Genomic DNA, 10,684 nt, shown 5'->3' on the forward strand with positions numbered 1-10,684 from the left:
CGCGGCCACGCGGCCAGGCGCGGGCAGGCCGCCGACAGGTCGGCGGAGGCGTCCACGCGCTCGCCGCGCCTGGACTTCGGCGCCGTCACGAACCTGTGCGACGCCACCTCGGCGCTCACCGTCGAGGGCGACCTGCCCAGCTCCCTCGCGATCTCCCTGCACGAGGCCCCGCGCTCCAGCATCCTCTGGACCGTGTCCCGCTCGTGCCTCGTGAGCCTTCCGTAGGCCCTCGGGACCGCCCTCGCGGAGCCCCTATTCTTCTTTCCGGACATGCCGTCCTCCGATCTCCCGGGGCCGGCCGGTCCGGCCCTCAGGGTATCGGGTTCCCACATTCATCCGCACATGTGCGGATGAATGTGGGAAGTGTTCGGATGAAGTTGATAATCAAGGGGCAGCTGATCCCCACCATAAATTACCCTCGGCATACTTGCGCGAACGATTGCTCGTGCTACACTTGCAATTGCTGTTTCAGGGCGGGGTGGAATTCCCCACTGGCGGTAAATCGGGCGGTGTCAAAGGGACGCCGTGGCGCAGGTGAGATGCCTGCGACCGAGCCGATGAGTCCGCGACCCGTGTGTGCGTTGGTTCGCATGCCGGCTGAACTGGTGAGATCCCAGTACCAACGGTTAGAGTCCGGATGAAAGAGGCAGGTGATCTTATGTCTGAACAGTCGCAGCATATCCATTTTGAGAACACGAATAGGTGGAGCACCAAACAGCTCGTTACCATGGCGTTGATGTGTGCCTTGGGCGCCCTGTTTATGTACGTGCAGCTGCCCATCCTTCCTTCGGCGCCGTTTTTGACGTATGACCCGTCGCTGGTACCGGCGATGGTGTGCGGGTTTGCGTATGGTCCTGGCGCCGGCACTGCTGTTGCCGCTATGGCTATCGTTATCCATGCGCTCACCACGGGCGACTGGGTCGGCGCGCTTATGAACCTGGTTGCCACGCTGGGCTACATTCTGCCTGCGGCTATCGTCTATCAGAAGATGCATACCTATAAGGGTGCCGTGATTGGCCTGGTGCTCGGCGTTATTGCCGCTACGGCGTTGTCTATGGTCGCAAACCTTACCATTGGCGTATGGTTCTGGTATGGCTCGGTCGATGTGATCGCCCCGCTCGTGATTCCTGCCGTGCTGCCGTTCAACCTTATCAAGACCGTGCTTAACTCGGTGTTGACACTGGCGGTGTATAAAGCGGTCTCCAACCTCATCACGCCTAAAAAGGACCAGGTCAAAGGCCGCGCATGATTGAGTGTCGGGGCGTTTCCTTTACCTATGACGGTGCCGTGTCGGCACTCGACGGTGCCGATCTGAACATCGAGGACGGGGAGTTTTTCTGCATCCTCGGTGGCAATGGGTCGGGCAAGTCGACGTTTGCCAAGCATCTGAATGCGCTGCTGCAGCCCGATGCGGGCACGGTGCGCGTCAACGGCATGGATGCGTCCGATCCCGAGTTGGTCTACGACATTCGTTCGACCGCGGGCATGGTGTTCCAGAATCCCGATGATCAGCTGGTGGCAACGCTTGTCGAAGATGACGTTGCGTTCGGTCCCGAAAACCTTGGCGTGCCATCGGTGCAAATTGCGCAGCGCGTACGCGAGGCGCTGAAGGGCGTGGGCCTGGTGGGCTTTGAGCGCCACGAGACCCATGCGCTCTCGGGCGGACAAAAGCAGCGCGTGGCGCTCGCCGGCGTACTTGCCATGGAGCCGCGCGTGCTTATCTTGGACGAGGCCTCCTCGATGCTCGATCCGCGCGGACGCAAGGGCCTTATGAAGGCCTGTCATGCGCTCCACGATCGCGGCATGACTATCGTGATGATTACGCACTTTATGGAGGAGGCCGCCGAGGCCGATCGTGTCGCGGTGTTTCGGGCGGGGCACGTTGCCATGCTCGGTACGCCCGAGGAAATCTTGACGCGGGCGGATGAGCTTGCGCAGCTCAACCTGGATATGCCGGAGTCGTGTCGTCTGGGCAGGTCACTTCGTGCGAAGGGCGTGCCCGTTTGCGCGCAGGTGCGTGAGGCGGATATGGTTGCCGAGATTGCGCAGGCTTATGCCGAGCGAAGTGGGGCAGGCATCGCGGGGCAGTCTTCCGTATCCCAGTCGGAAATCGCTGACGGCACTGTTCCGGTAGACAACGAGGGCAACGCGTCGGAGCCCGTCATCGAGCTATCCCATGTTTCGTACAGTTATTCGCTCAGTCCGCGCGAGCGCCGTCGCTGGCGCAAGCGCTCGGCCACTGCGGGCGCATCGAGCAAACAGGCCCTTTGGGGCAACGATCCAAACAGCCTCTGGGCGCTTCGTGATGTTACGCTGACGGTGCGTCGTGGCGAGTTTCTGGGACTGGCAGGTCATACCGGTTCGGGTAAGTCGACGCTGGTCCAGCATCTCAACGGTTTGATTCGCCCCCAGGAGGGATCCGTTCGCGCGCTGGGGCTCGATCTGTCAAACAAGAAAGACGCCGCCGCGGTTAAGGCCAAGGTCGGCGTGGTGTTTCAATATCCTGAGCGTCAGCTGTTTGCCGAAACCGTGGCGCAAGACGTGGCGTTTGGTCCGCATAACCTTGGCTTGCCGCAAGATGAAGTCGACCGTCGTGTCGAGTCATCGCTCTCACGCGTGGGCCTCGACCTTTCCACGGTCGGCGACAAGAGCCCCTTTGAGCTTTCGGGCGGTCAGCAACGGAGTGTGGCATTCGCCGGCGTGCTCGCCATGGAGCCCGAAGTCCTGGTGCTCGATGAGCCCATGGCGGGGCTCGATCCGGCTGCGCGCAGGGATTTCCTTGAGCTTATCGATCGACTTCACCGCGATGGCCTGACCGTTGTCATGGTTTCGCACAGCATGGATGACCTGGCCAATTGCTGCGACCGTATTGTCGTGATGAACGAGGGCGCGGTGTTTGCCGAGGGCACGCCCGCTCAGGTGTTTGCGCATGCGGATGAGCTTAAATCAATCGGCTTGGGTGTTCCCGCTGCCCAACGTATGGCGCTGGCGCTTGCGAAGGCAGGCGTGCCGCTGCGCTTTGACGGCCTCTATACGGTTGAGTCGCTGGCAGATGAGTTGGTGGACCTGCTAATCGGTCGCTCGGGCGGTTCCTCTAACGTCGCGGACATTGCTAAATCCAAGACGGTCGTGCGAGAGGAGGACTGCTGATGGAGGCGTTTTCGTTTGGCAGCTACTATCCCGGCGATAGTGCGATCCACCGCCTGGACCCGCGAACTAAGTTGCTCTTGGGCTTTGTGTTTCTGATCACGACGCTCACAGTCAGCAGCTTTCGCGGACTGGCCCCTGTCGCAATCTTCGTTGTCCTGATCTATACCGTGTCCCGGGTGCCGTTGCGCCGGGTCCTATCATCGATGGCACCATTGCTGGCGATTGTCGTGGTGGTCGCAGTGCTCAACCTGTTTTCCGACCAGAGTGGGCGCATTCTGTGGCAGCTTGGCTTTTTGCGGATAAGCGAGGGTTCGCTGCATTCCGCCGCCTTTATGGCGTGCCGCCTGAGCTTGATGATGGCCGGCATGAGCGCCATTACACTCACCACGCCGACGCTCGACCTCACCGCGGGCTTTGAGCGCCTGCTCGCGCCGTTTGCGCGTGTGGGACTTCCTGCGCACGAGCTCGGCATGATCATGGGTATCGCGCTACGCTTTATGCCGCAGTTTGCCACTGAGATGAAGCAGACGGCCGATGCACAGGCAAGCCGCGGCGCGCGCGTGACGGGCGGTCCGCTCGGCGGCGTGCGTATGCTCGGCAGTGTGGCGATTCCGCTGTTCACGGGCGTGTTCCGCCATGCCGAGACGCTGTCTGCCGCCATGGATGCACGCTGCTATCACGGCGAGCAGGGCCGCACGCGCCTGCATGCGCTTGCATTTGGCCGCGGCGATGCGTTGGCGGCGGTGGTGACGGCGTTGCTGCTCATCTGCGTCATCGTCATCAATCTTCAACTTGTTTAGGCGCGATTCGGGCGCAAGAAAGGGGTCCCTATGACCGACAACGACCGCACGGCTCAGCTTGAGCGCGCCTGTTCGTATCTCAGGCGCATTCCGGCGTGGTATCTGGCCACGACCGATGCAAGTGACGGGCATCAGCCTCGCGTGAGGCCGTTTTCGTTTGCCATGGTCGATGACGGTAAGTTGTGGTTTTGCACGTCGCGCGACAAGGACGTGTGGGCGGAGCTGAGTGCGAATCCCAAGTTTGAGGTATCGGGCTGGAAGCCGGGGGAATGTTGGATCGTATTGACCGGCGAAGCCGCACTTGAGGACGACGCAGTTGCGAGCGACAAGGTGCGTCAAGCGGGTTTTAAGCACATGGTGGGCATTGGCGAGGAACACGAGAGTGCCAACGACGGCCGCCTTGCTTTCTTTTCGGTCCGCAATATTGCCGCGCGCTTCTGTGATATCGACGGCAGCGAGGAGCGTCTGGAGCTCTAGCTCGCACAAACCAGGTTCCCAAACTAACTAGTACAGGAGGAAACGTGGACGGATTGAATACGGTGTTGGAGTATCTGACGTCGGTGCCGGCATGGTATTTGGCGACGAGCGTTGACGGACAGCCTCATGTGCGTCCGTTTTCGTTTGCGCAGATCCAGGATGGCAAGCTGTGGTTTGTAACAGCGCGCACCAAAGATGTGTGGCAAGAGCTGCTGCAAAACCAGCGCTTTGAGGCCACGAGTTGGTGGCCGGGCCATGGCTGGCTCATCTTGCGCGGGCGTGCCGGCTTGGATGACCGGGCTTTAGACGAAATGCGCGAAGCCGGGTGGAAGCATCTAGAGCACCTGGGCGAGCACTATGAGGGGCCTAACGACCCCACGCTCGTCTTCTTTAGCGTCGAGGATCCCGAGGCTTTTATCTGCAATCACGACGAATGGGTGCCGGTCGAGCTCTAGCCGGCTGGCTCATCCTAACAACTTGGTTTTCGCATGGGCGGGCCCCGTATTGCCCGGTGCCGTTAGGAGCGCCGGTCAATACGGGGCCCGCTCCATTTGTCAATTCCTTCAAGCGAATGTGTCGGGATTGTTTCAATGCATGAATATGCAAGCCATTTACGTGTTCATGCATCTTTTGGTGCTAAAGTTTCAACCCACTTCATAACGACCACTGCGAAATGCGCATCGGTGCATAAATCGCAGACAAGGAGTCTGATATGTCATTGAAGGTTGGAATCGCCGGCGCGGCTGGATATGCCGGAGCCGAGCTCATTCGCCTCGTGCTCGGCCATCCCGAGTTTGAACTTGTTGCCATTACGTCCAACGCCGATGCCGGCCAGCCGCTGTCCGCGGTGTATCCGAGCTTTGCTGGCGTGAGCGATCTGGTTTTCACCACGCATGACGCCCCCGAGCTTAAGAGCTGCGATGCGGTTTTTCTTGCCGTGCCGCACACGGCTGCCATGGCACAGGTGCCCGCGCTGCTTGCATCGGGCGTCTCCTGCTTTGATCTTTCGGCCGACTACCGCCTGAACGACGCGTCCGTCTTTGAGACGTGGTATGCCGCCGAGCATACGAGCCCCGAGCTGCTCAAGACCCGTGCCTTTGGCCTGCCCGAGCTATTCTGCCGGGACTTGGAGACCGCCGCATCCGACCATGCCGACGGCAAACCCGTGCTGGTCGCCTGCGCCGGTTGCTATCCCACCGCAACGAGCCTTGCCGCCGCGCCCGCCGTGCGCGCTGGCTGGGTTGCCCAGAGCGGCCCCGTGATCGTTGATGCCATCAGCGGTGTGACGGGTGCCGGCAAGTCCTGCAACGCTCGTACGCATTTTTGCAGCGCTGACGAGAACTTGGAGGCCTACGGCGTGGGCAAGCATCGCCACACGCCCGAGATTGAGCAAATCCTTGGCCTGACCGATCGCGTCGTCTTCACCCCGCATCTGGCACCGCTCAAGCGCGGCCTGCTCTCCACGGTGACGCTGCCGCTCACGCCGCAGGCTATCGATACCTTGACCCTTGAGGACGTTGTCGACTATTACAAGCAGTTCTACGCTGGTCGCACCTTCGTGCGCGTGCTCGATGCCGGTCAGCAGCCCAAGACGGCTTCGGTCGTCGGCACCAACGCCGCCCAGATTGGCCTCGCGCTCAACAAGCGCGCGGGCGTTCTGGTGGCGACGGGCGCCATCGACAATCTGTGCAAGGGCGCTGCGGGCCAAGCAGTCCAGTGCGCCAATATCGTCTTTGGCTTTGACGAGCGACGAGGCTTGCCCACAGTGGCGTGCCCGGTGTAGCACATTCGATTGTTAACGATTTGGTAGTCGGGCATCGAGTGGGGCGCCACTCTTGAGCTGGTCTCATGATTACGACTGGCATGGCGCACCAACCGATGTCCGTTTTTTGTTTGACATAAGGAGTCATAAAGACGATGAATACCGAGCTGTTTGATATCAAGATTCGCGCTGTCGAGGGTGGCGTTACGGCTGCGGCTGGTTTTAAGGCTGCAGGCATCCACGCTGGGCTCCGCAAGAACCCCGAGCGTCTGGATTACGCGCTCGTCGTGCCCGATAAACCCTGTCCCGGCGCCGGCGTGTTTACCACCAATCGCTTTTGCGCGGCACCCGTGCAGGTGAGCCGTGCCAACCTGGGCGGTGCCGACAAGGGCTACGGAATCATCGCCGGCGTTTCGGTCAACTCTGGCAATGCCAACGCCGCCACGGGTGAGACCGGCCTTGCATGCGCGCGCGAGACGTGCAGCATCGCATCGCAGGTCATCGGCTGCGAGCCCCAGCAGATTCTGGTTGCCTCCACGGGCGTGATTGGCCAGATTCTGCCGATCGACACGTTTGAGACCGCCATTCCTGCTGCCTACGAGGCGCTCTCCGCCCACGGTGGCGCCGATGCCGCTCGCGCCATCATGACGACTGACACGCACTCCAAGGAGTACGCCGTGTCCTATGTCAGCGAGGCTGCGGGTCATGCGGGCAATGTCTATACGGTAGGCGGAATGTGCAAGGGCTCGGGCATGATTATGCCCAATATGGCCACCATGATCGCAGTTATCACCACCGATGCCCCCGTCGAGCCTGCGGCACTTCATGCCCTGCTGCTCTCGACCGTCAAGCAGACCTTTAACAAGGTAACGGTCGATTCCGACACCTCGACCAACGACACCTGCATCATGCTTGCCTCCGGCGCCGCTGCCGCAGATGCCGAGCCTATCGTCGAGGGCTCCGATGCCTTCGACGAGTTGGCATTTGCCGTGCACGAGGTGTGCGAGAGCCTGGCGCGCAATATCGCCGCCGATGGCGAGGGCGCATCCAAGCTTGTTACGGTCAACGTTACCGGCGCCGTGAACGACGAGGAGGCCGATATCGCCGCTCGTGCCGTTGCCAACTCGCCGCTCGTTAAGACCTGCATCGCCGGCCACGACTGCAACTGGGGCCGCGTTGCCATGGCGCTTGGCAAGTGCGGCGTGAAGTTTAATCAGGAAGACGTTTCCATCGACATGATGGGCATGCCCGTCTGTCGCGACGGTCTGACTGTTCGCTTTGACGAGGACGAGGCTCTACGACGTTTCGAGGCGCCCGAGATCGTGATCTCGGCCGACCTGGGCGCAGGCGACGCGGCAACGACCGTGTGGACCTGCGACCTCACGCATGAATACATCTCCATCAACGGCGACTACCGTTCCTAGATTCCAGGCACGCTGCGCATCTTGCCGCGATTGCGGACAGCGGAGCACGGCGCGATAACGATACGAAAGACGAGGCAGATTATGAAATTCGCACGCGATTGTCGTTCGAGCGAATCCAACGAAGCAACCGCGCAGCTGCTGTTCGAAGCGCTGCCGTGGATTAAGAACCTGACCGGCAAGACGGTTGTTATCAAATATGGCGGAGCCGCCATGGTTGATGAGCAGCTGCGCCGCGACGTGATGAGCGACATCGTTTTGCTCAAGATCATCGGTATGCGCCCCGTCATCGTGCACGGCGGCGGCAAGGCTATCAACGAGGCGCTGAGCCATTACGATATTCCCGTCGAGTTTAAGAACGGCCAGCGCGTGACCACGCCGGCGACTATGGATATCGTGCGCGAGGTGCTGGGCGGCAAGGTTAACCAGGAGCTGGTTGCTGCCATCAACCACCACGGCAACCTGGCCGTGGGCGTGTCGGGCAGCGATGCCGGCACGCTCATCGCCGAGCCGCTCGACCCCGAGCTCGGTCGCGTGGGCAAAGTGATGCACGTCAACACCGACTATATCGAGCGCTTACTCGATAGCGAGTACATCCCCGTCATCGCTACCGTCGCGGCGGGGGAGGACGGCGGTTTCTTCAACATCAACGCCGACACCGCCGCCGGTGCCGTTGCCGCGGCGCTCCACGCGCATAAGGCGATCTTTTTGACCGATGTCGATGGCCTGTACAAGGACTTTAGCGACAAGGACTCGCTTATCTCCAACCTAACGCTCGACGAGGTTAACGAAATGCTCTACGGCGGCGAGGTCGATAAGGGCATGATTCCCAAGCTGCGCGCGGCCGTCGATGCGCTTACCGGCGGCGTATTTCGTGCCCACATCATTAACGGTACTACGCCGCATTCGCTGCTCCTGGAGCTGCTGACCGATGCCGGCGTCGGCACCGTGATCCATTCCACCGAGACGGCTTACGAGTTCGATACGCATCCGCATCCGCTTTCGACGTTTGCTGCGCGTCTGACCGAAAACCTTGACGAGGTCGAGAAGCTTCAGACGGTCTAGCTGACCCGCAGCCGCCCCATTCCTGCACCCATAGCCCCGCGCCGTCTGGCGCCCAACGAAAGGCATCCCATGTCACTTGCAGCTCAGCAATCGCTTGAATCCCATTACGTTATGCATACCTTTGGCCGCTCTCCGGTCGAGTTTGTCGAGGGTCACGGCATGAAGCTCACCGGCGACGATGGCCGTGAGTACCTCGACTTTCTTGCCGGCATCGGCGTGTGCAGCCTAGGTCATGGCGACCCGGCTGTGCTCTCGGCGCTCGAGGCACAGACCAAAAAGCTCATGCATGTCTCCAATTACTTCTACATTGAGCAGCGCGGACAGGTCGCGGCGCTGCTGTCCAAGCTTGCTAACGACGACGTAGATGGTGCGCGCGTGCTTGCCGATGCCATTGCCGCCGGCGATGAGACCACGGCAGCTGCTCTTGGTGCCCCGGCTGCGGATGAGCAGGTTTGGGAGACCTTCTTTGCCAACTCTGGCGCCGAGGCCAACGAGGGCTCGATGAAGCTCGCGCGCCTGTACGCCAAGCGTGCCGGTAATGGCGGCAACACCATCGTGTGCATGCGCGGCGGCTTCCACGGCCGTACGCTCGAGACCATTGCCGCCACCATGCAGGATTGGCTGCAGGACAGCTTCCGCCCGCTGCCGGGTGGCTTTGTGGCCTGCACGCCCAACGATGTGGACGAGCTGCGTGCGATCTTTAAGCAGCTGGGGAGCGAGATTTGTGCCGTGATGCTCGAGCCGATCCAGGGTGAGAGTGGCGTGCACCCCATGACCGAGGAGTTTATGGCGACAGCGCGCGACCTGGCACACGAAGTGGGCGCCGTGCTTATCGCCGACGAGGTCCAGTGCGGCATCTTCCGCTCCGGCAAGCCGTTTGCGTTCCAGACCTATGGCGTGGAGCCCGACATCATGAGCCTTGCCAAGGGCATTGCCGACGGCGTGCCCATGGGTGCCGTCGTGGCAAAGAAGGAGATTGCCGACGTGTTTAAGCCGGGCGACCACGGCTCGACCTTTGGCGGTAGCTGCTTGGCCATCGCGGCGTGTGCCGCGACGCTCTCCGCGCTTGTGCGCGGCGATTATGCCGAGCATGCTGCCAAGGTGGGTGCCTATATGGAGCAGGCGCTGGCTAAGCTTCCGCATGTGGTAGAGGTGCGTGGCCGTGGCCTGATGCTCGGCTGTGATTTGGATGATGCCGCGGGCGACGCACATGATATTGTTGCCCGCGCGCTGGCCGCCGGTGCCGTGATTAACGCTACGGGTGCTCATACGCTGCGTTTCTTGCCGCCGCTCGTCTGCGAGGAAGCCGACGTGGACAGTCTGATCGAGATCCTGTCGGGTGTCTTGGGCTAACGCAGCGTAATAACTCAATTTGGATCGGGTTCCGGACTGCTGGGTGTGTCATATGCGGCATGATTTGGCGATCCGGAGCCCGTTTTGTTGCTGATTTGCGATGGTCAAAAGTCCCTCTGGTCAAAAAATGCCAAATATGAGTACGGGCACTAATTCTGTAGCATATAAATTAGACACAATTTGACGAATTGGACCGCATATGTCCAGTTTTGCTGTCAGAAAACATGCTCATCTGGACCGTTAGCCGTTGCTTTGATGTCAGATTTGCCCTTTGGGACCTCGAAAATGCTGTTACAAAAGAGGTAGCAGTACTCATATTTGGCATTTTTTGACCACTGCCCTTGAAACGAGTGAGCTGTGGGGTTCGAATCCCTCTGCGATGGGCCCAAAAAAGAAAGGCTCCCATTGCTGGGAGCCTATCAAATCAGTGGTGGGCGATGAGGGATGTCCGCGTGCGGCTGGCGCCGCCCGCTTCCGCTTCGGGCCTGCGGCCCTCGCGTGCTGCGCTGGAAAACGCTTCGCGTTTCCTCAGCTCCGCACCCTGGCGGGTTCGAATCCCATGAAATGGGCGCAAAGACGATATGAGAAAGCCATTGGGGGCCGCCTCCCCCGCGGCGCAGCTTCTTTCCGCGGGCTCGGGGTGCCACAATGGGCTT

General features: G+C 60.8%; 10 protein-coding genes and 1 riboswitch. Of the genes, 9 read left to right on the forward strand and 1 reads right to left on the reverse strand.

Annotation, left to right across the window (positions count from 1 at the left end; translation table 11 throughout):
* Nucleotides 1-332 (reverse strand): helix-turn-helix domain-containing protein (locus KSY82_RS10615; protein ID WP_368042059.1); only part of this gene is annotated, 332 nt, incomplete at its 3' end.
* A gap of 128 nt (nt 333-460) precedes the next feature.
* Nucleotides 461-653, forward strand: a riboswitch (FMN riboswitch).
* Between the two features lie 5 nt (nt 654-658).
* Here KSY82_RS10615 and KSY82_RS09735 point away from each other — a divergent pair.
* From KSY82_RS09735 to KSY82_RS09775, 9 genes are all read left to right on the forward strand, one after another.
* Nucleotides 659-1,249 (forward strand): ECF transporter S component, encoded by a 591-nt coding sequence (locus tag KSY82_RS09735; RefSeq protein WP_254881805.1) that lies wholly within the window; start codon nt 659-661, stop codon nt 1,247-1,249.
* On the forward strand, nt 1,246-3,150 hold the full coding sequence (locus tag KSY82_RS09740; RefSeq protein WP_217751070.1) for an energy-coupling factor transporter ATPase: 1,905 nt from the start codon (nt 1,246-1,248) through the stop codon (nt 3,148-3,150). The genes KSY82_RS09735 and KSY82_RS09740 overlap by 4 nt, the downstream gene beginning before the upstream one ends.
* Nucleotides 3,150-3,950, forward strand: coding sequence for an energy-coupling factor transporter transmembrane component T family protein (locus tag KSY82_RS09745; protein WP_217751071.1), 801 nt, complete (start codon nt 3,150-3,152; stop codon nt 3,948-3,950). The genes KSY82_RS09740 and KSY82_RS09745 overlap by 1 nt, the downstream gene beginning before the upstream one ends.
* Before the next feature lie 30 nt (nt 3,951-3,980).
* The gene (locus KSY82_RS09750) at nt 3,981-4,427 is read left to right on the forward strand and encodes a pyridoxamine 5'-phosphate oxidase family protein (RefSeq protein ID WP_055309439.1); all 447 of its coding nucleotides are present in this window, start codon (nt 3,981-3,983) and stop codon (nt 4,425-4,427) included.
* Between the two features lie 44 nt (nt 4,428-4,471).
* Entirely contained in the window at nt 4,472-4,882 is a 411-nt protein-coding gene (locus KSY82_RS09755) for a pyridoxamine 5'-phosphate oxidase family protein (protein WP_117745769.1), read from the forward strand.
* 257 nt (nt 4,883-5,139) lie between these two features.
* Complete coding sequence (gene argC / locus KSY82_RS09760; protein WP_217751072.1) at nt 5,140-6,210, forward strand: N-acetyl-gamma-glutamyl-phosphate reductase; 1,071 nt, start codon at nt 5,140-5,142, stop codon at nt 6,208-6,210.
* 134 nt (nt 6,211-6,344) lie between these two features.
* Nucleotides 6,345-7,613: a bifunctional glutamate N-acetyltransferase/amino-acid acetyltransferase ArgJ gene (gene argJ / locus KSY82_RS09765; RefSeq protein ID WP_217751073.1), complete on the forward strand. Its 1,269-nt coding sequence runs from the start codon at nt 6,345-6,347 to the stop codon at nt 7,611-7,613.
* Nucleotides 7,614-7,694: 81 nt separating this feature from the next.
* The gene (argB, locus tag KSY82_RS09770) at nt 7,695-8,675 is read left to right on the forward strand and encodes an acetylglutamate kinase (RefSeq protein WP_195232433.1); all 981 of its coding nucleotides are present in this window, start codon (nt 7,695-7,697) and stop codon (nt 8,673-8,675) included.
* A 69-nt stretch (nt 8,676-8,744) separates the two neighbouring features.
* Entirely contained in the window at nt 8,745-10,028 is a 1,284-nt protein-coding gene (locus KSY82_RS09775; RefSeq protein WP_217751074.1) for an aminotransferase class III-fold pyridoxal phosphate-dependent enzyme, read from the forward strand.
* Nucleotides 10,029-10,684: the final 656 nt, after the last annotated feature.

Origin of the sequence: Collinsella aerofaciens, assembly GCF_019131995.1 — a bacterium.
Taxonomy (GTDB): Bacteria; Actinomycetota; Coriobacteriia; order Coriobacteriales; family Coriobacteriaceae; genus Collinsella; species Collinsella aerofaciens_S.

What these genes read in the sequence shown, in the direction of transcription:
- argC (WP_217751072.1), top strand. Translation starts at nt 5,140, where the DNA reads ATGTCATTGAAGGTTGGAATCGCCGGCGCGGCTGGATATGCCGGAGCC.
- KSY82_RS09745 (WP_217751071.1), top strand. Translation starts at nt 3,150, where the DNA reads ATGGAGGCGTTTTCGTTTGGCAGCTACTATCCCGGCGATAGTGCGATC.
- argB (WP_195232433.1), top strand. Translation starts at nt 7,695, where the DNA reads ATGAAATTCGCACGCGATTGTCGTTCGAGCGAATCCAACGAAGCAACC.
- KSY82_RS09775 (WP_217751074.1), top strand. Translation starts at nt 8,745, where the DNA reads ATGTCACTTGCAGCTCAGCAATCGCTTGAATCCCATTACGTTATGCAT.
- KSY82_RS09740 (WP_217751070.1), top strand. Translation starts at nt 1,246, where the DNA reads ATGATTGAGTGTCGGGGCGTTTCCTTTACCTATGACGGTGCCGTGTCG.
- argJ (WP_217751073.1), top strand. Translation starts at nt 6,345, where the DNA reads ATGAATACCGAGCTGTTTGATATCAAGATTCGCGCTGTCGAGGGTGGC.
- KSY82_RS09750 (WP_055309439.1), top strand. Translation starts at nt 3,981, where the DNA reads ATGACCGACAACGACCGCACGGCTCAGCTTGAGCGCGCCTGTTCGTAT.
- KSY82_RS09735 (WP_254881805.1), top strand. Translation starts at nt 659, where the DNA reads ATGTCTGAACAGTCGCAGCATATCCATTTTGAGAACACGAATAGGTGG.